Origin of the sequence: Mesorhizobium sp. KACC 23794, from assembly GCF_052180275.1 — a bacterium.
GTDB lineage: Bacteria > Pseudomonadota > Alphaproteobacteria > Rhizobiales > Rhizobiaceae > Kumtagia.
Genome location: NZ_CP197465.1, coordinates 5,268,245 through 5,293,036, shown reverse-complemented (window position 1 = coordinate 5,293,036; position 24,792 = coordinate 5,268,245). Strand labels below are relative to the sequence as shown.

The following is a 24,792-nucleotide window of genomic DNA, read 5'->3' as shown; positions in this document are numbered from 1 at the left end:
ACCGGCTGCCGGCTCCGGTCAAATTCAAACGCCGTCGGTATCAGACGAAATAGCGCTGCCATTCGAAATCGGTGATGCGCTGGGAAGCCCAGGTGTCGAAGGCTGCGACTTCGTTGCGGCGGCTGGCGGCATAGTGGCTCACGAAGGTCTCCCCGAAAACTTCGGCACAGAATTCCGAAGCCGCGAAATCCTCCACCGACGCTGCCAGAGACGATTGGAGCGGAACGGTATTCTCGGCCATTCCGGGCGAGACCGGCAGCGGGGCGAGCCCTTTTTCTATGCCATCCGCGCCGGCGGCCAGCATGGCGGCGATCGTGAGATAGGGATTGATGTCCGCGCCTGGCACCCGGTGCTCGAACCGGCAAGCCGAAGCGGCAGGCGTGGTAATCGCACGGATCGCGGCGGTACGGTTCTCGTATCCCCACGACACGTCGGTCGGCGACCACGCGCCACGATCGAAGCGGCGGTATGAATTGATCGTTGGTCGGAAGAACACATGCGTGTCGCGCAGGTGTTTCAGGAGACCGGCGAGAAACTGCTGGCCGACGGGCGAAAGATTGTTCAGCCCGGCGGCCAGCGCGGGCTTGTCGTCTTGCCATAGGCTGAGGTGATGGTGGGCGCCGCAGGCGCTTTCCTTGCCGGGCGGCTGGAAGCGGGTCATGAAGGTGGCGACCAGCCCGCGCTCGGCACAAAGCTCGCGCAGATGCAGCTTGGCGCGCATCGCGTCGTCGGCCGCCTCGACCGCCGGCTTCGGTGTCAGGGCGAACTCGTACATGCCGTAGCCGTATTCGGTGACGAAGGAAGCGACGCCTATCCCCAGCGAGGTCATGCGGTTCATGAATTCGATGACCAGATCCTGATAGTCGCCGCTGCGCACCAGATCGTAGTTGACCAGCGAGTGGCCCCAGGGCTGCAACTCGCGATACCGGCCGGCCTGCATCAGCGCGTGATCGGCATGGAAGATACCGAATTCATATTCCAGGGCCACCTTCGCCTCGTAGCCGAGCGCACGCAGCCGCTGGTCCGCCTTTTGCAGGACATGGCGCGGGTCGACCTCACAGGGCGTGCCGTCGAGCAGGTAGCCGTTCATGATGATCGACGCCGTATCGCGTCGCCAGCCGTGCTGACGGATCGATGCCGGGTCTGCAACGGCCTGGATGTTCGGATAACCATTGTTGCCGGTGGCGAGAGGGGCCGCAAAGGCGGTGTCGCCTATAGGCTGTCCGTCGCCATGCGAGACGCAATAAAGGATGCCGTTCAGCGCATCGCCCGAAGCCGAGAGTTTCAGCGGAGATATCTTCGAGCGGAAGCCGCCGGCCATGTCGACCATGTGGCTCTGCAGGAAGGCGACGCCGGCCTCCTTGAGCTTCTTGTACTGCTCTTCATAATCCTGTGCGAAGGCCGCTGCCTGTTCGGCAAGGTTCATTTTTTACTCTCCCGTTAGGTATTCATAGCCGACGGTTGCGCGTGAAGAAGCTCACGAGCAACTCGTCGACTTCGTGGCGTCCGCAGATCCCCTGCGGGCGCAGCGACATGCACAGCACGATGACCGCGCCCAATGCCACTCCCGAGAGTCCCAGTATGGTCGGCGTCGTAACGCCGCCGATCGTGATTCCGGATTCGACGGTGCGTATGAGTTCCAGCACCACCGACAGGATCATTGCGCCGGCCACCGCGCCCGTCACGCTGCCCATCCCGCCGAGGATCAGCATTGCAAGGGTGAGGAAGACCTGTTGGAAATAGAACAGGCGCGGACTGATGGTGCCGTTGAACAGGGCGAACAGAATCCCGGCAAAACCGCAGATCAGCGCCGACAATATCCAGGCCTGCCACCGCAGGGAATTGGCGTCGATGGCGACCGCTTCCGCGGCCTTGTAGTCCTGCGCGCTTGCCCGCAATTGCAGGCCATTAGGGCTTTCGCGGAACAACCGGGCGATCACGATCACCACAACACCTGCCGCCAGAACCATGGGCAGGTCGATGAGCTTGGGAATGCCAAAGAAGCCCTGATTGCCCTTGAACAGTGCTGGCCAGTGCAAGAAGACCGAATGCACCACAATCAGGAAGGCCAGACTGACAATAGTTGCCGCGATCCCTGAAAGGCGCGAGATCACGCGGCCCGACATCAGCGCCACCACCGCCACGACGAGGAGGCTGGCAAGAATACCCGGGAACCAGTGCAATTCGATCTGAGACAGGCCGAAGGGCGCATTGGGGATCGAAAGCTTCTTCATGGCGAGCGGCGTCGTCAGGATCGCCATCCCGTAGGCGCCCAAACCGACGAAGGCGGAATGTCCAAGATGGACGATACCGGAATTGCCGGTATAGACCTGAAGGCCCACCACGATGATCAGGTTGATGACCGTCGCCGCCGTCAGATGCTGCACCCAGGTCGGCGCGACGGCCAATATCACCAGCCCGACAACCACCATCGGTACGGCCGTCAGCAATCCCCCGGTCAGCCCTCGCTGCCACCAGGGGGCGGGTTTGCCGAGGCTTGACCGTCCCGAAATCGCGTCTGTCAGGTTGGCTGCCATGAATCAGAATTCCTTGTCGCCCAGTTCGCGCCGCGCGCCGAACAGGCCTTCCGGACGGTAGATCAGGATGAGCGTGACGATCACGTAGGTCAGTGCGTCCTTCAGCCCGCCCATTTCCTGCGGCAGCGCGACCACGAGGCCGACCTCGATGAAGCCGAGAAGCATCCCTCCCGCCGCCGCGCCGACCAGTGACCCGAATCCGCCGATGACACAGGCGACGAACGCCTTCAGCACGAGGCCGAAGCCCATATCGGGCGTGACGCCGCCGCGTCGGGCCAGGATAAAGACGCAAGCAATTCCGGCAAGCGCTCCTGAAATCGCGAAGGCCGCGGCCACGACGCGATTGGCGCGAATGCCCATGAGCCGTACCGTGGAGAAATCGCGTGCCGCCGCCCGCATCGCGATGCCCAGCGTAGAGCGGCCCAGAAACAGGAGAAGTGCGGTGACCGCGACAAGCGCCGCCACCAGTTCCAGAACCTGAAGCGAGGACACAGCCCAAGGTCCCACGCGCCAGGTCGTATTAAACGCGTTGAGGGCAGGGAAGGCTTGGGGACGGGGCGAAATCAGCAACTGGAACAGGTTCTGCAGGATGATGCTGACGCCGAACGCGGTCAGAAGGCCGGTCGTCACCGGCGCGTTGCGCACCGGCCGGAACGCGATCCGCTCGAGCGCGACCGAGATGAGGGCAGCCGATAGGATGGCCAGAAGGACGACCAGGGCAGGGGAGGACAGCCCCATTCCGACCGCGAGGAACACGGTGTAGGCTGCAGCTCCGATCACTTCGCCATGGGCGAAATTCACCAGACCCATGATCGAGAAGATCACCGCCAGGCCGAGCGCCACCAGCGCATACTCCGACCCGAAGGCCAGCGCGTTCAGCAACTGCTGGATCAGATACTCCATGGACCCTCAGCCCCCAAGGTAGAGTTTCATCACGTCGGTTCCGGCGATGTCGGCCGGTGTGCCGCGGAATGTGACGCGCCCGGTACCCAGAATGCAGACGGCATCCGCGAAGCGTACCGCCTGCGCGGCGTTCTGCTCCACCACCACGACGGTCAGTCCTTCGGACTTCAGCTTGCCGATGAAGTCGAAGACCCGTGTCACGATCATCGGCGCAAGCCCCAGGGATGGCTCATCCAGAAGCAGCAGCCGGGGGCGCGACATCATCGCCCGTGCGATCGCGAGCATCTGCTGTTCACCGCCCGAAAGCGTGCCCGCAAGCTGGTCGATACGTTCGCCGAGGACCGGAAACAGTTCCAGATAGCGTTCGATGTCGGCGCGGACCCCGGCCGCGTCGCGCCGGGAGGCCGCTCCGAGCCGGAGGTTTTCAGCCACCGTCAGGTTGACGAAAACCTTGCGCCCCTCGGGTGAGACGGCGATACCGCGCAGCGTGCGATCCTCGACTGGCAGGCGGCTGATATCGGTTCCCCGCAGCAGGATGCGCCCTGTTGACGGAACCAGCCCTGTGATAGCGCCGATGGTCGAGCTCTTGCCGGCGCCGTTGGGGCCTAGCAGTGCAATCAGTTGGCCCTCGCCAACCGATAGAGTCAGGTCCTGGACCGCCCGTACCGGCCCATAGCGGACCGACAGGGATTCAAGGCGCAGCATTTCGGCCACGGATCATTTCCATTCCGGCACGAAATCCGGAATGGTGTCCTGGATCAATATGCGCTTTCCGTCCTGGAAGCCGATGACCGGCACTGTCTTGACCGGCGCACTGCCGTTTTCGGCATAAGATATCACCTTCGCCGTCACGCCCGGATTGCCGCCTTCGGCGCGCAGGGCCTTGCGGATTGCCGCCGGATCGACGGAACCGGCGCGCACCGCGGCCGAATGGGCTTCAAGCACCATGTCGGCGCCGAGCGCGTCGAAGATACCCTGCACCGCAAAGCCCCTGGCCTTGCAGTCGGCAAGGAACTCGTCGATCGGCCCGCCGGTGCCAGTCGGACCGTGGGTCGCGAACATCACACGTTCCAGCGTTCCGGAATCCACGACCGTGCCTTCAAGGGAGGGATCGTCGAAACCGTCCGAACCGATCACCCACCCTTCATAGCCGTTGGCTTTGAGCTGGCGGATCAGGATACCTATGTCGGGCAGGACCGAGGAGATCATGATCGCATCCGGCTGCGGCGACATAGCTCGTATCTGGGCGATCTGCGGCGACCAGTCGTTCGTGCCGATGGAATGGTTCAGCCGTCCGATGACCTTGCCGCCCCAATGCTCGAAGCTCTGGCCGAACCACTCGGGCAGCATGTCGGACCAGGAGCCGGCGTCGGCCGACTTCAGGAGAACCGCCGTACGCAGGCCCTTCTTGTAGGCAGCTTCGGCACTCGATGCAGCATTTACCGGATCAGGAACGGCACCGGCAATGAAGTTTTCGAAGCCGGCAACCTGCATCTCCACCTGCGTATTCGGTGCGGAGAAGACGGTCGCTCCATATGGCTCGGCGATCTGCGCGATCGGGATCAACGAGTCCGGGAACGGAATGCCCGTGACGACCTGCGCGCCCTGATCGAGGAACTTCTGCGCGATGGTGACCGAGAGCTGCGGCTCGGACCTTGTGTCCTCCGCCATGATGGTGACTTTCGGGCCGACGCCTGCCACATTCAGCTTGTCGGCCAGGCAGCGTGCGCCCTCGACCTCGACGTAGGGCGCGTAGGCTCCCGTCAGCGAGGCGGCGATACCGATCTTGAGTTCCTGGTCATCGGCAAGTCCGGGCGAGGTCATCGCCAGCAACAGACCCAAGCCTATCCGAGTCCTTCCGTTCATCTGTAGTCCTCCTGTTACTGGTTTTGTTTCTTCATGCGTTGTGCTGGGGCGGTGTTCCCATCTGCCCGCCAGGGCCGACATAAACCTCGATCACCCGTCGATCCGCCCACACGTCCCGAGGCGTGCCGCTTGCGATCAGCCGACCCTGATCCATTACGAAAAGCCGCGCGCAGACACTGTTTATGAAGCGCAGGTCGTGGTCGATAACGACCACGCCGACACCTTTGCTGTTGCGGATCAAGGTGATGACCTGGTGTAGTTTTTCGGTCTCTTCGTCGTTGAGACCGGCAGCCGGTTCGTCCAGCAGCAGGATTTGCGGGGCAGAGGCCATGGCGCGGGCGATCTCCAGCCAGCGCTGCATCCCGTAAGGCAGGCTACCCGCCACCGCGGCGGCCGATGCGGCCAGGCCGAAAGTATCGAGCAAAGCGTCGACCGAGACTGTCGCGGCCCGGTCTGGCCGTAGCTGAACGCAGCGAATATGTGCGACCTCGACATTCTGCCGGACGGTCAGGTCACGGAAGACCCGCAGATTCTGAAAGGTGCGTGCGATGCCTGCCGTGGAAATCGCCCTCGGGTCCAACCCCTGGACATCGCGCCCATCCAGTCGGACCCAACCGCTGTCGGGACTGAGGAAGCCGCTGATGACGTTGACCAGAGTCGACTTCCCCGCACCGTTGGGGCCGATGAGGCCGACAATCTCGTTCGCGGAACAATCGATCCGCGCGTCGTCAAGCGCGCGCACGCCGCCGAAAGATTTCTGAATGCCTGAAACGGACAGCACGGCCCGCGTCCCCTGTTATGGCCGGTCTTTGTCGCCGGCTCTTCGAGCTGAAAGGTTAGCTATCTTTGGCCTTAGAGCAACAACAATTTTCTAAAATCGCAAAGTTTATCGCTTATGGCAATTTTCTTCAGGGTCTGGGCGTCGTCGTCGTTGCGCCATCGAAAGACCGGACCCGCTCCATCCAGGGCGTGGTATCGAGATGCCCTTCTGCGTGGTTTCAAGGATGCCGTGACAGGCGTTCCGCTTCTGCCGGATTTGGGCTATATGCTGTAGAAGCGTTGCGCTACCTGCCCCGGCCCGCCCGCCAATGCCGACAGTGCAACACCTTCAAGTGTGACGCAGGATAGAAAGACATAAACATTTCTTTATATCGCCATTGACATTGGCGATGCGTTGATGTGCATTGACGCCGTCATGGTTCCCTTGGGCCGTTCGTGGTCCAAGGGCTAAGAGGGAAGCCGGTGCCCCAAAACAGGGAAAGCCGGCGCTGCCCCCGCAACTGTAAGCGGCGAGCTGACGTTCATTGATGTCACTGAGGCCATCGGCCTTGGGAAGACGAACGAAGGCGACGACCCGCGAGCCAGGAGACCTGCCGTGACAGATAACGTCCACGGGCGGGGTGTCCTGTTGTGTACGCTGGAGAGCTGGTCCGGTAGGACGCCGCTCGCCTCGCGTCTGCAATCACCCCACCACAACCATATCGGGGTGTCATATGTCTTCCCAAATATCCGTAGCAACGCTCGGCGTGCCGAGGATCGGACGCCATCGCGAACTCAAACTCGCGCTCGAATCCTATTGGTCGCGCAAAAGCTCGGCCACTGACCTGATCGACGCGGCAAAGAAGCTCCGCGTCGCGAACTGGCTCGAGCAGCGCGACCGCGGGGTGACCGCGATTCCGTCCAACGATTTCTCGCTCTACGACCACATGCTCGACACGGCGGTGATGGTCGGCGCGATCCCGTCGCGCTATGGCTGGAGCGGCGGCAACGTCTCGCTCGATACCTATTTTGCGATGGCGCGTGGCAGTCAAGGTGACGCCGAGGCCAACTGCGGCCACGCCCACGCGCATGATCAAGGCCATCATGGCGTCACCGCGCTCGAGATGACCAAATGGTTCGATACCAACTACCACTACATGGTGCCCGAGTTCTCGACCGAACAGAGCTTCGTCCTGTCTTCCACCAAGCCTGTGGACGAGTTTCTTGAGGCGAAGGCATTGGGCATCCACAACCGCCCGGTGCTGGTCGGGCCGTTGACCTTCCTCAAGCTCGGCAAATCGCTGGAAACGGGGTTCAACCCGATCGCGCTGCTGGCGAAGCTGATGCCCGTATACGAGGAGCTCCTGAGAAAGCTGGCGGCGGCCGGGGCTGAGTGGGTGCAGATCGACGAGCCGGCGCTGGCGCTGGATCTCATCCCAAACGAGCGGGAAGCGTTCAAATTCGCATACCGGCGACTTGCCCAGGCGGCACCCGACCTCAAGATCATGCTGAACACCTATTTTGGCGCGCTTGGCGCTGACCTTGACGCCGCGCTGGCCGTACCGGTCCATGGCTTGCACATCGATCTGGTGCGCGCGCCGGACCAACTTGCAGCGGTCGTTGAAAAGGCCCGGCCGGACCTCGTCCTGTCGCTCGGGGTGGTCGACGGTCGCAATATCTGGCGTGCGAACCTGCCTTCGATCCTCGACATGGTCGAACCTGTGGCGGCGCGGGAAGGCGCGGCAGGGATCGAGATCGCGCCATCGTGCTCGCTGCTGCACGTACCGATCGACGTAGAGCTCGAACGCGCGTTGGAATCCGATCTGAAATCCTGGCTGGCATTTGCGGTTCAGAAAATGGAAGAGCTGGCGACGATCGCCGGTGCCCTGGCGGATGGCAGGGCGAGCGTGCAGGCAAAGCTCGACGCGTCGGCGGCCACGCTTGCCTCGCGCGCGTCATCGCTCACGGTGAACGACCCGCTGGTACAGGGCCGCATGGCCGAGATCGGCGAAGGCATGAAGAAGCGGAAGAGCAGCTTCGCTGTAAGGCGCAGGCTGCAAGCGGCAAAACTGCGTCTGCCGGCTTTCCCAACCACTACGATCGGTTCCTTCCCGCAGACGGCGGAGGTACGCAAGGCGCGCTCGAAGCACGCCAAGGGCGAACTGAGCTACATGGACTACGACGCGTTTCTGAAGAAGGAGACAGCGGCCGCGATCCGCTGGCAGGAAGAGATCGGCCTCGACGTGCTCGTCCATGGAGAATTCGAACGGAACGACATGGTGCAGTATTTTGGCGAGCAGCTTTCCGGTTTCGCCTTCACGCAGCATGCATGGGTGCAGAGCTACGGTTCCCGCTACGTGCGACCGCCGGTCATCTTCGGCGACGTCTCGCGGCCCAACCCCATGACGGTCGCCTGGTGGCAGTATGCGCAGTCGCTGGCGAGCAGACCGGTGAAGGGCATGCTGACGGGTCCTGTCACCATCCTCAACTGGTCCTTCGTACGCAACGATCTCTCGCGCAGCGAAGTCTGCCGCCAGATCGCGCTGGCGATCCGCGATGAAGTCGTCGACCTTGAGAAGGCCGGCGCGAAGATGATCCAGATCGACGAGGCCGCCCTTCGCGAGGGGCTGCCTTTGCGCAAGGCGGACTGGAAGACCTATCTCGACTGGGCCGTGGAGTGCTTCCGCATCTGTTCGAGCGGCGTCGTCGACGAGACGCAGATCCACACGCATATGTGCTATTCGGAGTTCAACCAGATCATCGATGCGATCGCCGCGATGGACGCCGACGTCATCTCGATCGAGACCTCCCGTTCCCGCATGGAACTGCTCGATGCGTTCAAGAGCTTCAAGTATCCCAACGAGATCGGCCCCGGTGTCTACGATATCCATTCGCCGCGCGTTCCGGAGGTCGGCGAAATGGCAGACTTGCTGATCCTCGCCCGCGAGCGCTTCGGCGACGATCAGCTTTGGGTCAACCCCGACTGCGGGCTGAAGACCCGAAAGTGGGAGGAGGTGCGGCCAGCGCTCGTCAACATGGTCGCAGCGGCCCGGCAGTTGCGCCAGACGGCGGAAGCGGCATGACAATCGTCGGGGCCGCCGGCTTGCCCGGCGGCCCCGACGGCCGTGTTCATATGAGTTGCAAACAATTCGGCAGCACATTGAAGCATCAAGATGCCTCAGACGTGCATCGTGTTGGTCCGAAATTCCGACGGCGTTCGACCATGGAATTTCTTGAACGTCCTTGCAAAATGCGACGCGCTTTCGAACCCGGCTTCCAGCGCAATCTCCAGCATCGAGGCATCGGTATTCGTGACAAGTGACTTGGCGTGGATCAGTCGGACGCGTTTGTAGGCGTTGGCCGGCGACATGCCAGCCTTTTCCCTGAAGAGACGCTCAAGCTGCCGACGGCTTACACCTACTTGCCGAGCCAATCGGGCGATGGGAACGCGATCGTTGATATGTTGCTCCATGGTCAGCAGAGTTGCCTTGATACGGACATCGTCCGCGCCGTCGGCCAGGGTTCGCCTCGCCTGCAAATGGAATGGAGATCGAGCTTGCTCGATCTGGAGAACTTCAAGAGCGTTCCGCTCCGCATCCTCGCTGATGCAGCGGCGCACAAGCAGTGCCGCCATATCCGCCGAACTGCTGCCGCCGGCGCATGAACCGCGGCTCTCGTCGAGATGGAAAATCCGGTCCGAGCGAACGACATGATCGGGAAACCGGTCCTGAAAATCGCGGACATGCAGCCAGCTTACACAGCACTCATGGTTCCTCATCAGCCCGGCGTTCGCCAGAATGAACGTCCCTGTGCAGAGGCCGATGAGCGGCACCTTGGCCGCGGCTGCGCGACACAGATAGCGTATCGTTTCCGCGTCCACGGGCTCCTCCTCGTTAAGCAGCCCGCCGACCACGACAATGTGGCTGAAGGTCGTGGGATCGACGAAACCTGATGTCGGAATGAGTTGCACGCCGCAGCTGGACCGAACGAGATTCTTCGTACTCGCCAGCACATGCCAGTCCGCGGTTACACGTCCCGATCGATCCAGTTGATCGCTCGCCAGGCGCAACGTGTCGATGAAAAGAGCAAATGCCGACAGCGTGAACGAGCGGCCCAGTATGAATCCAACACGCAATTTCGCGGGGGAGTTCATTTGAGTGTCTCCTGGCTTGTGGTTGCGTCAACGATTCGCGCAACCTGTCCCCAAATAGCTGCAGTACGTAGGTCAGGCCCGTGCGATTTCCTCCAGATACCAGTTGATGTAGCGGAGTTCGTTCTGCTCCATCGGCGCGATCGGGCCGGGGACGAAATAATGCGAGCGAACGCCTCGTGCGGTGTGCTCGATGATCTTCTTGTCTTCCTCGGTGGTGACCTTCCAGAGCCAGGTCAGCCGTGAAAGGTCGTAGTCCCGTCCCTCTTCGGCGTCGCCGCGGACGAGCCAGATCAGTTCCATCTCGCATGTGTCGACCGTCTTCGGAATGAAGCGGTAGATCATGCCGTGGTCGGGGTAGCAGACCAGGAAGCTGGTGCCGCCGAGATGGATCGAGGTGACGCCTCCGTCATATGCGGAGAACCGGCCCATCAGCGGCGCGACCGGCTTGCCGTCCTCGCTGCCGGTCGAGACGCCGTCGTAAAGCGCGTAGCGGAAAGTGTGGATCGCCTCGTGTCCACCGGCTGAATTGCGCCAATGATCGCCGCTGCCGACGTCGATGCCGAGCGCGCAGGTGCGTGCTTCCATCGCCTCGTTGAGTTTCTCGATCATGTGGAGCGGCTGTTCGAGGGCGTGCGTTTGCGAATATTCCGGATGGGCCGGGCCACAATGATAGCACTCGACGTAGTTCTCGACCGCGAGCTTCCAGTTCGCCTGCACAGCGTAAAGCTCGCGATGCGCCACCTTGGCCTCGCCCCAGCCATACTGTCCGCAACTGGTGCGCAGCGACTGCTCGATCGGGTCGAAGTCGAGCGGCGTTTCGGCGAACGAGACGAAGACGAGGCCGGACGCGACGCGCACATGGAGTTTCCTGAGGCCATGCGCGGCACGATCGAAATCCTTGGGCATCAGCCGGGCTGCCCGCAGCGCTCCGTCATTGGTGTAGGTCCAGGCGTGATAGGGACATACGAAGAATTTTGCGTTGCCCTTGGGCTTCGTGCAGACCTCGGCGCCGCGATGCCGGCAGACATTGAGCATGGCGTGGATCGCGCCATCCGCACCGCGCGTCAGGATCACCTGCTCGTCACCGAGCTTGAACAACTCGAAGTCGCCGGCGTTCGGAATGACGCTGGCATGGGCGAGACAGTGCCAATGCCGCCGGAATATGCGTTCCATGTCCCGTTCGAAGATGGTCGGATCCATGTAGAACGGCCGAGCCAGGCCATGCCCGGCGCGGTGCGCGGCGGCCAGCCGGTCGATGGGATCGGCTGGTGGTTCAGTCTGCTGGAGAGGGACGATGCTCATGGCTGCGACCTGTCTGGTTGTCTCAGAGACTTGAAATCGGCCTTGGCCAATCGGCATCGCCCGCCACCGCGACGAGCAGGGTGCGCAGATGACGGACATCTGGGTGCAGGAACAGGGCGGAGCGGTCGATGATCTCGATCTGGTAACGCGCCGCGGCCTCCAGGCAGTCGTCCGGCGGCACCGACATCAGCCAGTCGATGAACACTTCCTCCGGCGGCGGCAGCGGCGATATCGCCGCCATCTTCCTTGCGTCGATCAGATGGGTCGGCATCGCCGTCCCGTAACCGTCGCGCGCGGTCATGCCTCGATCTCCACGGGCGACAACGGCCGGGAACAACAGGCAAGCACATAGCCGCCGGCGATCTCTTGCGCGCTGATGCCGCCATTGTGGCGCATGTCGACATCGCCGGCGCGCTTCAGCACCTTGCAGGTGCCGCAGATGCCGGACTCGCAGGCGGCCGGAATGCGAACGCCCGCCGCACGCGCCGTCTCCAGGATGGTCTGGCCGGGCATGCACGCGATCTGCTCTTCGGAGCCGAGGAAACTGACCATCAGCCCGGCAGCCGTGCCATCGAGCGAGATGTCCGGCGCCTGCTTGTGGACCGCTTCGGCGATCGACGTCGCGCCAAAGCTTTCCTGGTGGTAGCGGCCCATATCGAAGCCTTCGGCCCGCACGATGGTGCTCACCGCTTTCATGAAGGGTTCGGGACCGCAGCAAAAAATCTCGCGGCTCATGAAGTCCGGGACCAGGAGCGCGAACTTGTGGCGGTCGATGCGGCCCATCAGGCCGCCCCACGGCGCGGCTGCCGACCGCGCTTCCGGGAGGAACCCAAGCGACAGGTTCGGCATGCGACGGGCATACATTTCGAGTTCGTCCCGGAAGATGATCTCCTCCGGCCGGCGCGAGGAATTGAGGAACGCGATGTCCGCGCCCGGATCGCAGTCGGACAGCCAGCGCAGCATCGACATCATGGGGGTGATGCCCGAGCCGGCGGAGATGAAGAGGTATTTTTTCGCCGGATTGCGGGCTAGCGTGAAATGCCCGCTCGGCCCGTAGGCGCGAACGCGCGAGCCGGGCCTGACGTTCTCGAACATCCAGCGCGTGCCGATGCTGGTCGGCTGCGCCTTGACGGTGATCGAGATCGAATACGGCCGCGAGGGCGAGGATGAAACCGTGTAGGTGCGGTGGAGGTCGCCACCTTTGGCCCGCAATTCCACGGTGATGAACTGTCCGGGCATGTAGCGGAACCAGCCGCCGCCCTCGACGACGAAGGTGAATGTCTTCACGTCGGCCGCCTCGTCGATGACGCTGGTGCAGACAAGCATCTGCCTGGCCGAGTTCCACGGCTTCATCTCGTCGAGCGGCAGCGGCACGGGCACGGTGCCGGTGACAATCATGTTCATGGCAAGCGGCCTCGGATCAGGCGACGAAGCGCAGCGCCGGGCGGTCGCCCTCGGTCAGCCGGCCTTCCATGAAACTCGAATACCATTCGACGAACTGGGCGACGCCGCCCTCGTGGATTTCCGAATAGGGGCCGGGCTCGTATGCGGGCGAATGGATGCCGCGCGCATTCTCCTCGACGATCTGGCGGTCCTGGTCGTTCGTCTCGGTCCAGACATGGGTCAGTTCGTCAAGACGGTAGTCGATGCCTTCGACAGCGTCCTTGTGGACGAGCCATTTGGTTGTTACCGCCGTTTCCGTCGCGCTGATCGGCATGACCCGGAACGTGATCGCGTGGTCCGACAGAACGTGGTTCCACGTGGTCGGATAGTGGTAGAGAAGCAGGGAGCCGATCCGGTCCATGTTCACATTGTCGGACAGGCGCATCTGAACGGCCTTGCGGCCTGAAATCGTGTAGCTGACCGCCTCGCGAAGCAGCGGCACGCGCGTTGCACGGTATTGGCCGCGGTCATCGATGACGAAGGCGCTGGGCAAGCCGGCGGCTTCGCACTTCTGCCAATGCGCCGCGATTTCAGGATCTTCTTTTGCGCCGTCGATGCCGGTAACGGTCGGTGCTTCCGGGAACGTCTTGCAAAGCTCCGGGTGGTTTCCCGCGCAGTGGTAGCATTCGCGGTTGTTTTCCCAGACGAGCTTCCAGTTGCCCTTCTCGATGATCGTGCTCTCGTAGGCGACCTTCGCGTCGCGCAGACGGTGCGGCAGGAAGTAGGGTTCCATCATCGCCCGGAACGGCGCGAAATCCATCGGCTGGGCGGCGAGGCAGATGAAGATGTAACCGCCGGCGCTCTCGCAGGCGACCTGCTTCAGCCCAAACGTCGACGTGTCGAAATTTTCGCCCATCTGGCGCGCGAACAGCAGCGAGCCGTCGAGGTCATAGGTCCATTGATGGTACGGACAGACGAGCTTGGCCGCACTGCCGCGATGTTCGAGGCAGACGCGGGAGCCGCGATGGCGACAGGAATTGTGCAGCGCGTTGATGCTGCCGTCGTTGCCGCGCACCAGCACGACGGCATAGGCGCCGACCTGAACAGTGAAGTAGTTGCCCGGGCTTGGGATTTCGCAGTCATGGCCGACGAACAGCCAGTCCCTGTACCAGATGTGCTCGAGGTCGAGCTGATGGTATGCCGGGTCGATATAGAATGCCTGGTCGAGACTGTAGCCGGCCTTGCGGTTGCGCAGCCGCGAGAGCATTTCGTTGCGTATGTCCATGTCCGTCCTCGCAAAGCAAAGGACTGAACTTGGTGGTGCTTGAGGATAGATGGCTGCGGGAAGGGTGGCCTGACCCGACCGCAACGCTCTCCCCCTTGACCGCCCACCGCGATCAGTCGAGTTCAAATGGTTCGAGGCTGGTTTCCGGACTCCGAAGCTGTCCTTGCGGGACCTTTCCGACACCTTCCCAAGCCATTCCCGGCCCAGTGGTATCCCGTCGGAATCTTCGCTTCGCTACCGTTGCGGGGGCAGCGCCGGCATCAAACCGGCTTCCCAATTATCCCTTCGGCCAATTCACCGAAGAGCACCTTGAACGATGTGATCTAACCACCGCCGCGCGAGTCCCGTCCATACGAAAGCGACACGAGCCGGGCGTAAAGACGACAAGGCGAGAGTCGTTGGCCGTGCATCCTATTTTGGGGCGGAATACCTCGGGAACGGTTCCTGAATGAATTAAGATTGATATCGACGTTGGCTTTAACGACAGCGGTGATTGTCATTCGAGCGGAACGAAATGAGTATCCGAGCACACACTGTACCTAAATTCCTTTTGGCCGGCTTTGCATCGCCCGAAACGACCATCGGCCACGAGCCATCCATATGGATCGCATCGCTGAAGACCGGAGAGATCAGTCGCCGTTCACCCAAAAATGTCTCGATCGTTCGAGGCTTCTATGACGGCCCCGGCGGCTTTTCGGGCACCGATGCCTCAGTCGAAGTCCATTTGGCAAAAATTGAACGTGAGGCAGCCAAAGCGATCAGACGAATGGCTTTGGAAGGAGAAGAAACCTCAGTCGTTCCTCAACAGGTTTGGCGATTCGTCGCGTGGCAAGCAGCACGTACACCCGGCTTCATAGAAATCGTCGAGCGCGCAGCGAACGAACTTTGGGATACGACGGCTGTCGAATCACCTCCTATTGGCTTCGAAAAAGTTTCAGATCGGCAGTGTCCCCTGAGCGTTGAAGCCCCGGAGGCCGGAGAACTTCGCCAAGTAGACAGCGAAGAAGAATTTCACCAACTACTCCGCAAAGGCTGGAAGTGGAAGCTGCGTAGCGAAGATCGCTTAGAAGCAATACATATGCAGGCATGGTACTTTCAGGTTCGGCACTTCCCTCGACTGTCTTGGCTCAAGCTGACCGCTCCCAAGGGTGAATGCTTTATCATCAGCGATCGCGGTGCTGCATGGATGGTTGATGGATATGCAAATACTCCACCCTCCGCCCTGAGGGACCGAACCGCTCAAATCGTCGCGCCTCTAACTCCGAAAATCGCCCTCGTTGGACGTTACGGAAACCTTCCGCTCAATGTCACCCCGCGAGCAGTGAACCGCTTCGTTGCTTTCGCAAGCGACGCTTGGATTGCTGGTCCCAATCGTGAAGTTTTGGAACAGGCCCTCTCGGATAGAAGAACGACAGACGCGCTGACGCATTGAGGAATGGCAGTCCTCATATCAAAGTCAGAGCTTCTACTCCGCCGCTTCCGCGAAGGGCGTCGGCACGTAGTTCAGGATAGGACCGAGCCAGCGTTCCACGTCCTCGACCGGCATATCCTTGCGCCGCGCGTAATCCTCGACCTGGTCGCGCTCGACCTTGGCGACGCCGAAATAATAACTCTCCGGATGCGACAGGTAGATGCCGGATACCGATGAGCCCGGCCACATTGCCATGCTTTCCGTCAGGCTGACGCCAGCGTTCCGCTCGGCATCCAGCAGCCGGAACAGCGTGACCTTCTCCGTGTGGTCGGGCTGGGCCGGGTAGCCGGGCGCCGGGCGGATGCCCTGATAGGGTTCCCCGATCAGTTCGTCCGGCGACAGGTTCTCGTCCGGCGCGTAGCCCCAGAAATCCTTGCGCACCTTCTCATGCAATCGCTCGGCGAAGGCTTCCGCAAAACGATCGGCCAGCGCCTTGACCATGATGGAGGAATAGTCGTCGTTGGCGCGCTCGAAACGCTCGGCGATGGCGACTTCCTCTATGCCGGCGGTAACGACGAACCCGCCGACATAGTCCGGCTGGCCGCTCTCGACCGGCGCGACGAAATCCGACAACGCGACATTGGGTTTGCCATCACGCTTCGCCAATTGCTGGCGCAGCGTGAACAAAGTGCCGAGTTCACCGGTGCGGCTCTCGTCGGTGAACAGCCGGATGTCGTCGCCCGCGGTATTGGCCGGCCAGAATCCGATGACGCCCTTCGGCGCGAACCATTTTTCGGCGATGATCTTCGCAAGCATCGCCTGCGCGTCCTCGAAGAGCTGGCGCGCGGCTGCTCCCTGCTTCTCGTCTTCGAGGATTTTCGGATAACGGCCCTTCAACTCCCAGGTCTGGAAGAAAGGCGTCCAGTCGATGTAGCGGGCAAGCTCCGCCAGGTCCCAGGTCTGAAACACCTTCGTGCCGAGGAACGCCGGTTTTGGCGGCTGGTAATTCGCCCAGTCGATCCTGTGCGCATTCGCGCGCGCCTTGGCGAGCGGCAGCCGCAATTTATCGGCTTCCGAGCGGTGATGCGCTTCCGTCACCTTCCTGTATTCGGTGCGCACGGTCTCGATGTAGCCGTCTTTCGCCTCCTTCGACAGCAAGGCCGAGACCACCCCGACCGCGCGGCTGGCGTCGTTGACATAGACGGTCTGCCCTTTGGCGTAGCGCGGATGGATTTTAACCGCCGTGTGAACGCGGCTGGTGGTGGCACCGCCGATCAGCAGCGGGATGTCGAAGCCTTCGCGCTCCATCTCGGCGGCGACATGGCACATCTCGTCGAGCGACGGCGTGATGAGGCCGGACAGGCCAATGATATCGACCTTCTCGTCCTTCGCCGTCTGCAGGATCTTGGTCGCCGGCACCATGACGCCGAGATCGATGATCTCGTAATTGTTGCAGGCAAGCACAACACCGACGATGTTCTTGCCGATGTCGTGGACGTCGCCCTTGACGGTGGCCATCAGGATCTTGCCGGCCGTCTTGCGCTCGCCATTGTCGATGCCGTTGGCCGCGTTGGCGAGCTTTTCCGCTTCCATGTGCGGCAGCAGGCCGGCGACCGCCTGCTTCATGACGCGCGCCGACTTCACCACCTGCGGCAGGAACATCTTTCCCGCGCCGAACAGGTCGCCGACGACGTTCATGCCGGCCATTAGGGGGCCTTCGATGACGTGCAACGGCCGCTCGGCCCTCAGCCGCGCCTCGTCGGTGTCGGCGTCGATGAATTCGGTGATGCCGTTGACGAGGGCATGGCTGATGCGTTGTTCGACCGGCCAGTCACGCCATGCAAGATCGCGCTCCTTCGCCTCCTTGCCCGCAGTTCCCTTGAAACGCTCGGCAATCTCCAGCATGCGTTCGGTTGCCGTGCCGCCGACCTTGGGAACGCGGTTGAGCACGACATCTTCGCAGGCCTCGCGCAGCTCCGGCTCAATCGTGTCATAGACGGCGAGCTGCCCGGCATTGACGATGCCCATGTCCATGCCGCGCTGGATGGCGTGGTAGAGGAACACGGCGTGCATCGCCTCGCGCACCGGCTCGTTGCCGCGGAACGAGAAGGAGAGGTTCGAGACGCCGCCGGATATGTGGACATGCGGCAGTGTCGAGGTGATCTCGCCCGTCGCCTCGATGAAGTCGACGCCGTAATTGTCGTGTTCCTCGATACCGGTGGCCACGGCAAAGACGTTCGGGTCGAAGATGATGTCTTCCGGCGCGAAGCCGGCCTGTTCGGTCAAAAGCCTGTAGGCGCGGGTGCAGATCTCGACTTTTCGCACCTTGGTATCGGCCTGCCCCTGTTCGTCGAAGGCCATGACGACAACGGCCGCACCATACATGCGGCATAGCTTCGCGTGATGAAGGAAGGCCTCCTCGCCTTCCTTCATCGAGATGGAATTGACGATCGGTTTGCCCTGCACGCATTTCAGGCCGGCCTCGATCACTTCCCATTTCGAGGAGTCGATCATTACCGGCACACGGGCGATATCCGGCTCGGCGGCGATCAGGTTCAAATACTCGACCATCGCCTTCTTCGAGTCGATCAGGCCCTCATCCATGTTGATGTCGATGATTTGTGCACCATTCGCCACCTGATCGCGGGCGACGTCGAGAGCGGCGGCATAATCGCCGGCGGTGATCAGCTTCCTGAATTTGGCCGAACCGGTGACGTTGGTGCGTTCGCCGACATTGACGAAGGGAATCTCCTTGGTGAGTGCAAACGGCTCCAGTCCGGAAAGCTGCATCAAAGGCTTGTGTTCGGCCGGCTGGCGAGGAGCGTGCTGCCTGACGGCGTCTGCGATGGCGCGGATATGGTCCGGCGTCGAGCCGCAGCAACCGCCGACGACGTTGACCAGACCCTCGCGTGCGAAATCCTCGACCTGGGCGGCCATGAATTCCGGACTTTCGTCATACTGGCCGAAAGCGTTTGGCAGGCCGGCATTGGGATAGGCGCATATGAAGGTGTCCGCGACACCGGAAAGCTCGGCCAGATGCGGGCGCATGGCGGCGGCGCCCAGCGCGCAGTTCAAGCCGACCGTGAAAGGTTTTGCATGGCGGATGGAATTCCAGAACGCCGTCGGTGTCTGGCCCGACAGCGTGCGGCCGGACAGGTCGGTGATCGTGCCGGAAATCATCACGGGCAGCCAGATGCTCTTCTCCGCGAATATCTCCTCGGCCGCGAAGATCGCCGCCTTGGCATTCAGCGTGTCGAAGATCGTCTCGATCAGGATGATATCCGAGCCGCCATCGATCAGCCCACGCAACTGCTCGCCATAGGCGATGCGCAGGTCGTCGAAGGATGTCGCGCGATAGCCGGGATTGTTCACGTCCGGCGAGATCGAGGCCGTGCGGTTGGTCGGCCCCAGCGCGCCGGCGACGAAGCGGCGCTTGCCGTCCTCCTGGCTTGCGCGGATCGCGGCCCGCCGTACCAGCCGTGCCCCATCGCGGTTCAACGCGTAGACCGCGTCCTCCATGCCGTAGTCGGCCTGCGCGATCGACGTCGATGAAAAGGTGTTGGTCTCGATGATGTCGGCGCCAGCGATGGCGTACTGGTAGTGGATGTCCTCGATGGCCCTCGGCTGCGACAGGATTAGCAGGTCGTTGTTGCCCTGCTGGTGGCAGGCGCAGCCGACGAATTTCTCGCCACGGAAATGATCCTCGTCGAAGCCAAGGCCCTGGATCTGCGTGCCCATGGCGCCGTCAAGGATAAGGATACGCTCGCGCGCCGCTGCCTGAAGGGCGGCAAGGATTTCGGCACCGTCCGGCTTTGATGCAACCGGCCCGAAGAGGTCACCGACAGATGCCATTTGCGACGCCCTTCATTCACGACACGACACCTGCTTAGTCACATAACGACATCTTTATGTCAATATATGATTGAGGCATCATTGCCAGGTGACGTCCCCGCCAAGACTTGAGTGGCGGCCGCGTCCATACGTTCGCTGTCTTATGAACGGCTATCTGGAAACGTCGGACGAAAGCTGCGGCGGCGAGTACGTGGCCGGCGTGGCCTGCCGGTTCAAGCGGGGTTTTTACCCGACGCAGGCGATCAGTCATCATGCCGTTTCACAGCGGGTCCTGCGAAGGCTTCTTCATGAGCACGGTGTCCATTATCCAGCCCTTGCCGCGCCGTGCTTCCTCGCGGATGCGTTCGATGTCGTCGACAACCTCCCTGAGCTTGCCCGACACGAGCACCTCGTCCGGCATGCCGATATAGGCCCCCCAGTAGATGTCGAGATCGCCGTCCGCTATCCGCAACGCTTTCTCCGCATTGAGCATGATCACGACGCTGTCGACATTGTTGGGAAAGCCTTCGGCCATGGTCTTGCCGGTCGAGATCAGGATCGATCGGCCGATATTGTTTAACGCCACCTTGTGACGGGCTGCGAGCGCCTGGATGCTGCTGATCCCCGGCAAGACTTCGTAGTCGAGCTCGAAATCCCCGCGCGCCTGAAGCCGATCGAGAATGCGCATGGTACTGTCATAGAGGGTGGGATCGCCCCAGACGAGGAACGCGCCGGTTTCCGACTCGTCGAGTTCCTCCATGATGAGCTTGCCATAGATCGCTTCGACATCGTCGTGCCAGTCCGACACCGCGCCCTCGTAGCACTCATCGCCTCGCCTGCGCACGGGCGCCTTGTACTCGACGGTACGGAACGGCCGGTCGCGAACGCAGCGCTCGATGATTTCCAGGCGCACCCGCGCCAGTTCCTCCCTCTCGATGCCCTTGTTGGGGATGAAGAAAACATCGACCTGGTTCATCGCGTTGACCGCCTGGATCGTAACGAAGTCCGGATTGCCGGCGCCGATACCGATGATAAGCACCTTGCGCCTCATTGAACCCTCGGATGACGGGAGACGGGCTTCAGTGACGCTCGAAAAGTCTTAAACAGGGTCAACAGATGGGCCGGTCCCGGATGTGACGCCGAATATTTGGCGAGACGCAGGATTTCGGCATCGGCGGCAAGGCCGGGGTCGATCGCGTCAGGCAGCGCCACCAGCCATGACAGGAATATATCTTCGGGTTGAGGAAGCGCGGGTAGGGGGCGCTGTTCCGCCGGCGGGTCGAACCTCAATCCCATGCCAATGCTCCGCCGTTCTGGTACTCGATGACGCGCGTCTCGAAAAAGTTCTTCTCCTTCTTCAGGTCCATCGCTTCCGACATCCATGGGAATGGATTGTCGGTCTCGGCAAAGACTGGTGACAGGCCCAGTTGGGCGCAGCGCCGGTTGGCGATGAAGTGCATGTACTCTTCGCAGAGCGCTGCGTTGAGACCGAGGAAGCCGCGCGGCATCGTATCGCGGCCATAAGCTGCCTCGAGTTGAGCGGCATTCGAGATCATCCCGCGCACCTCGTCCTGGAACGCCTTGGTCCAGAGGTGCGGGTTCTCGATCTTGATCTGGTTGATGACGTCAATGCCGAAGTTCAGGTGGATGGATTCGTCGCGCAGGATGTACTGGTACTGCTCGGCGATGCCGACCATCTTGTTGCGCCGGCCGAGCGACAGGATCTGCGCGAAGCCGGTGTAGAACCACATGCCCTCGAAGATGACGTAGAAGGCGACGAGATCGCGCAGGAAAGCCTGGTCCGCCTCCGGCGTGCCGGTGCGAAAATCCGGATCGTCGAGATGCTGGGTGTGCTTCAACGCCCAGGCCGCCTTGTCGGTGATCGATGGCACCTCGCGATACATGTTGAAGAGCTCGCCCTCGTCCAGAGACAGGCTTTCGACGATGTACTGGAAGGTATGGGTGTGGATCGCCTCCTCGAAGGCTTGCCGGAGCAGGTACTGCCGGCATTCCGGGTTGGTGAGATGCCGGTAGATGGCGAGCACGATGTTGTTCGCCACCAGAGACTCCGACGCTGCAAAGAAGCCGAGGTTGCGCTTGATCATGCGCCGCTCGTCGTCAGTTAGCCCGTCCTTCGATTTCCAGAGCGCGATGTCGGCCTGCATGGACACCTCGGTCGGCATCCAGTGGTTGTTGCAGCCGGAGAGATATTTCTCCCACGCCCAGCGGTATTTCAGGGGCAACAGCTGGTTCACGTCGGCGCGCGTGTTGATCATGCGCTTGTCATCGACGGACACGCGCCCCGCGCCGCGATCGATCTCGCCGAGCCCGGTGGCATCGGTGCTTGCTTGCCCGGATTCCAGCGAGACCAATTTGACGGCGTCGGACATGTTCGTTTTCGGTTCAGACCAGTCGAGCATTCATTTTCTCCTTCTTGTTGCTGCTCACTGGCATGCTTCGCACTCAGGATCGTCGATCGCGCAGGCCTTGCCCCACGCTCCTTCGGCATTGACCACGATCGGCTCCGAGACGGATGAGGCGCACACCGCTGCCGACACGGCGTTGAGTTTTCCGTCGGTTCCTTTGAGTGTCGATTTCTCGACATGGGTCGCCGACCGCGACCGCAGGTAGTAGGTGGTCTTCAGCCCTTTTTTCCACGCGAAGCGATAGAGTTCGTCGAGTTTCTTGCCCGACGGATTGGCGATGTAGAGGTTGAGCGACTGTGCCTGGTCGATCCATTTCTGGCGGCGTGAAGCGGCCTCGATCAGCCATTTGGAGTCGATCTCGAAGGCGGTCGCATAGAGCGCCTTGAGATCGTCCGGCACGCGGTCGATCTGCCCGACCGAGCCGTCGAAATATTTGAGGTCCGAGACCATGACTTCGTCCCAGAGTCCGCGCTGCTTGAGGTCGTGGACGAGCTGGGCGTTCACCACCGTGAAGTCGCCGCTCATGTTCGATTTGACGAACAGGTTCTGATAGCCCGGCTCGATGGACTGCGACACGCCGCAGATGTTGGAGATCGTCGCTGTCGGGGCGATCGCCATCGTGTTGGAGTTGCGCATGCCGGTCTTCGTCACGCGCGTGCGCAGTGTCTCCCAATCGAGCGTTGAAGCTCCATCCATATCGACGCCCGGCCGCGCCTCCTCGAGCAGCTTGATGGAATCGATCGGCAAGATACCCTTCGACCACAATGAGCCTTCAAAGCTTGGATAGCGGCCGCGCTCTGCCGCGAGGTCCACCGAAGCCGAGATCGCATGGTAGCTGACGGCCTCCATGCTGCTGTCGGCGAACGCCACTGCTTCCCGCGTCGCATAAGGCAGCCGCAGCGCCTGCAGCGCGTCCTGGAAGCCCATGATGCCGAGCCCGACCGGACGATTCTGCAGGTTTGAGCGTCGTGCTTCGGGGATTGTGTAGAAATTGATGTCGATGACGTTGTCGAGCATCCGCATCGCCGTACTGACGGTGCGAGCCAGCCGATCGAAGTCGAGCCCTTTCTCCGCCACGTGGTTGGCGAGATTGACCGAGCCGAGATTGCACACCGCCACCTCATCCCTGGATGTGTTGAGTGTGATCTCGGTGCACAGGTTCGACGAATGCACGACACCCACATGTCCCTGCGGCGAGCGGATGTTGCAAGGGTCCTTGAAGGTCACCCACGGGTGCCCGGTCTCGAACAGCATGGTCAGGATCTTGCGCCACAGGTCGACCGCGCGGACTTTTCGGAACACTTTCAGACCGCCGCGCGCGGCCTTCAACTCGTAGGCCTCGTAGGCGGCGCGGAACGGGTTGCCGTAGAGATCGTGCAAGTCAGACGTCTCGTCCGGTGAGAACAGCGTCCACTCGGCATCGGCCTCGACCCGCTCCATGAACAGGTCCGGCACCCAGTTGGCGGTGTTCATGTCATGCGTGCGGCGGCGGTCGTCGCCGGTGTTCTTCCTGAGGTCGAGGAACTCCTCGATGTCGACGTGCCAGGTTTCGAGATACGCGCAGACGGCGCCCTTGCGCTTGCCGCCCTGGTTGACGGCAATCGCCGTGTCGTTGGCCACTTTCAGGAACGGCACCACGCCCTGGCTCTCGCCATTGGTGCCCTTGATATGCGCGCCGAGACCGCGCACCGGGGTCCAGTCGTTGCCGAGCCCGCCCGAGTATTTGGCCAGCAATGCGTTGTCCTTGATGCCCTTGAAAATGGCGTCGAGATCGTCGCCGATGGTGGTCAGGAAACAGGAGGAAAGCTGCGGCCTGAGCGTGCCTGCATTGAACAGCGTCGGCGTGGAAGCCATGAAGTCGAACGACGAAAGCAGATCGTAGAACTCGATCGCGCGCGCCTCGCGGTCGATCTCGCGGACCGCCAGTCCCATGGCGACACGCATGAAGAACGCCTGGGGCAATTCCAGCCGTTTGCCTTTCGTATGCAGGAAGTAGCGGTCGTAGAGGGTCTGCAATCCGAGGAACTGGAACTGCAGGTCCCGCTCCGGCTTCAATGCGGCGCCAAGCCTGGCGAGGTCGAAGCGGCGGAGTTCCGGGTCGATCAATTCAGCTTCGATGCCGGCGCTAATGAATTGCGGAAAATACGTCGCGTAACGCGCCGCCATCTCAGCCTGGGTGGCCTGTTCCGACCTGCCGGAGACGAAACTGAGCGCCTCGCGCCGCAGCCGGTCGAGCAGCAGGCGGGCCGACACGAAGGCATAGTTCGGCTCCTGCTCCACAAGGGTGCGCGCAGCCAGGATCGGCGCCAGCGACAGCTCGTCCAGCGTGATGCCGTCGTAAAGATTGCGGCGCGCTTCCACGAGTATCGGCTCCGCCGCCACGTCGTTCAGCCCGGCGCAGGCTTCCTTCACAATGGCCGCGAAACGCGCTTCGTCGAATGGCACAAGGTTGCCGCTGTCGGTCTTGACGTTAAGGGCCGGTATTGCCGCGGTCGCATCTGCAGTCTTTGCAGCGGCTCTCTCCCGCGCGCGTTCCTCACGGTAGAGCACATAGGCGCGAGCCACCTTGTGGTGCTCGCCTCGCATGAGCGCCAGTTCGACCTGGTCCTGTACGTCCTCGATATGGAACGTCCGGCCGTCGCCAACCCGGCGGGTAAGGGCGGAGGCCACCTGATCGGTCAGATCCTGGACGACATCATGCACCCGCCGCGAGCCGGCCGCGGTCGAACCCTCGACGGCCAGAAACGCCTTGGTCAGCGCCACGGTGATCTTGGTCGCGTCGAACGGCGTCACCGTGCCGTTGCGGCGGATGACGCGATAGCCAGGCTCGGCTGGCGCGTTCTGTTCCTGCTGGATATGGATCGAACCCTGTTGGGTCCCATTGGTGTGAAGGACGGTCGCCGGCATCTTTTCCCCGTGGCGTTTCGACGGGGCAG

The 24,792-nt window shown here is 61.9% G+C and carries 17 protein-coding genes, 1 pseudogene and 2 riboswitches; of the genes and pseudogenes, 2 read left to right on the top strand and 16 right to left on the bottom strand.

Annotated elements, in window-relative coordinates; translation table 11 throughout:
* Positions 1–40: 40 nt before the first annotated feature.
* The 6 genes and pseudogenes from ACSBOB_RS25945 to ACSBOB_RS25920 all read right to left on the bottom strand — a co-directional run.
* Positions 41–1,426, bottom strand: a complete 1,386-nt coding sequence (locus ACSBOB_RS25945; protein ID WP_442578934.1) for a glutamine synthetase family protein — start codon at positions 1,424–1,426, stop codon at positions 41–43.
* Positions 1,427–1,448: 22 nt separating this feature from the next.
* Entirely contained in the window at positions 1,449–2,537 is a 1,089-nt protein-coding gene (locus ACSBOB_RS25940) for a branched-chain amino acid ABC transporter permease (protein WP_442578933.1), read from the bottom strand.
* Between the two features lie 3 nt (positions 2,538–2,540).
* A complete protein-coding gene (locus ACSBOB_RS25935; protein ID WP_442578932.1) occupies positions 2,541–3,380 on the bottom strand; it encodes a branched-chain amino acid ABC transporter permease in 840 nt (279 codons plus the stop codon).
* A 66-nt stretch (positions 3,381–3,446) separates the two neighbouring features.
* Positions 3,447–4,145 carry an ABC transporter ATP-binding protein gene (locus ACSBOB_RS25930; RefSeq protein WP_442583830.1) on the bottom strand — a complete coding sequence of 233 codons (699 nt, stop codon included), beginning with the start codon at positions 4,143–4,145 and terminating at the stop codon, positions 3,447–3,449.
* Between the two features lie 12 nt (positions 4,146–4,157).
* Positions 4,158–5,306: an ABC transporter substrate-binding protein gene (locus tag ACSBOB_RS25925; RefSeq protein ID WP_442578931.1), complete on the bottom strand. Its 1,149-nt coding sequence runs from the start codon at positions 5,304–5,306 to the stop codon at positions 4,158–4,160.
* 31 nt (positions 5,307–5,337) lie between these two features.
* Positions 5,338–5,988 (bottom strand): annotated as a pseudogene (locus ACSBOB_RS25920) (ABC transporter ATP-binding protein); the annotation flags it as partial.
* 497 nt (positions 5,989–6,485) lie between these two features.
* Positions 6,486–6,698: riboswitch (cobalamin riboswitch) on the top strand.
* Positions 6,699–6,799: 101 nt separating this feature from the next.
* Between ACSBOB_RS25920 and metE the strand changes: the two are divergent.
* Positions 6,800–9,148, top strand: a complete 2,349-nt coding sequence (gene metE, locus ACSBOB_RS25915; protein ID WP_442578930.1) for a 5-methyltetrahydropteroyltriglutamate--homocysteine S-methyltransferase — start codon at positions 6,800–6,802, stop codon at positions 9,146–9,148.
* A gap of 95 nt (positions 9,149–9,243) precedes the next feature.
* On the opposite strand, the gene ACSBOB_RS25910 is transcribed toward metE, so the two are convergent.
* The 5 genes from ACSBOB_RS25910 to ACSBOB_RS25890 form a co-directional block, all read right to left on the bottom strand.
* Positions 9,244–10,218, bottom strand: coding sequence for a GlxA family transcriptional regulator (locus ACSBOB_RS25910; RefSeq protein WP_442578929.1), 975 nt, complete (start codon positions 10,216–10,218; stop codon positions 9,244–9,246).
* 72 nt (positions 10,219–10,290) lie between these two features.
* Positions 10,291–11,520 carry an aromatic ring-hydroxylating oxygenase subunit alpha gene (locus ACSBOB_RS25905; RefSeq protein WP_442578928.1) on the bottom strand — a complete coding sequence of 410 codons (1,230 nt, stop codon included), beginning with the start codon at positions 11,518–11,520 and terminating at the stop codon, positions 10,291–10,293.
* Positions 11,521–11,542: 22 nt separating this feature from the next.
* Positions 11,543–11,821 carry a hypothetical protein gene (locus ACSBOB_RS25900; protein WP_442578927.1) on the bottom strand — a complete coding sequence of 93 codons (279 nt, stop codon included), beginning with the start codon at positions 11,819–11,821 and terminating at the stop codon, positions 11,543–11,545.
* A complete protein-coding gene (locus ACSBOB_RS25895; protein ID WP_442578926.1) occupies positions 11,818–12,924 on the bottom strand; it encodes a 2Fe-2S iron-sulfur cluster-binding protein in 1,107 nt (368 codons plus the stop codon). The genes ACSBOB_RS25900 and ACSBOB_RS25895 overlap by 4 nt, the downstream gene beginning before the upstream one ends.
* Positions 12,925–12,940: 16 nt before the next feature.
* Positions 12,941–14,188: an aromatic ring-hydroxylating oxygenase subunit alpha gene (locus tag ACSBOB_RS25890; protein WP_442578925.1), complete on the bottom strand. Its 1,248-nt coding sequence runs from the start codon at positions 14,186–14,188 to the stop codon at positions 12,941–12,943.
* A 118-nt stretch (positions 14,189–14,306) separates the two neighbouring features.
* Positions 14,307–14,515: riboswitch (cobalamin riboswitch) on the bottom strand.
* 187 nt (positions 14,516–14,702) lie between these two features.
* On the opposite strand from ACSBOB_RS25890, the gene ACSBOB_RS25885 reads away from it, so the two are divergent.
* A complete protein-coding gene (locus tag ACSBOB_RS25885) occupies positions 14,703–15,620 on the top strand; it encodes a DUF4238 domain-containing protein (RefSeq protein WP_442578924.1) in 918 nt (305 codons plus the stop codon).
* 33 nt (positions 15,621–15,653) lie between these two features.
* On the opposite strand, the gene metH is transcribed toward ACSBOB_RS25885, so the two are convergent.
* The 5 genes from metH to ACSBOB_RS25860 form a co-directional block, all read right to left on the bottom strand.
* A complete protein-coding gene (gene metH, locus ACSBOB_RS25880; RefSeq protein WP_442578923.1) occupies positions 15,654–19,451 on the bottom strand; it encodes a methionine synthase in 3,798 nt (1,265 codons plus the stop codon).
* 259 nt (positions 19,452–19,710) lie between these two features.
* Positions 19,711–20,481, bottom strand: coding sequence for a precorrin-6A synthase (deacetylating) (gene cobF, locus ACSBOB_RS25875; protein WP_442578922.1), 771 nt, complete (start codon positions 20,479–20,481; stop codon positions 19,711–19,713).
* Complete coding sequence (locus tag ACSBOB_RS25870; protein ID WP_442578921.1) at positions 20,478–20,726, bottom strand: hypothetical protein; 249 nt, start codon at positions 20,724–20,726, stop codon at positions 20,478–20,480. Before ACSBOB_RS25870 ends, cobF begins: the two co-directional genes overlap by 4 nt.
* Complete coding sequence (locus ACSBOB_RS25865) at positions 20,717–21,850, bottom strand: ribonucleotide-diphosphate reductase subunit beta (protein ID WP_442578920.1); 1,134 nt, start codon at positions 21,848–21,850, stop codon at positions 20,717–20,719. The genes ACSBOB_RS25870 and ACSBOB_RS25865 overlap by 10 nt, the downstream gene beginning before the upstream one ends.
* Before the next feature lie 24 nt (positions 21,851–21,874).
* On the bottom strand, positions 21,875–24,763 hold the full coding sequence (locus ACSBOB_RS25860) for a ribonucleoside-diphosphate reductase subunit alpha (protein ID WP_442578919.1): 2,889 nt from the start codon (positions 24,761–24,763) through the stop codon (positions 21,875–21,877).
* Positions 24,764–24,792 lie beyond the last annotated feature (29 nt).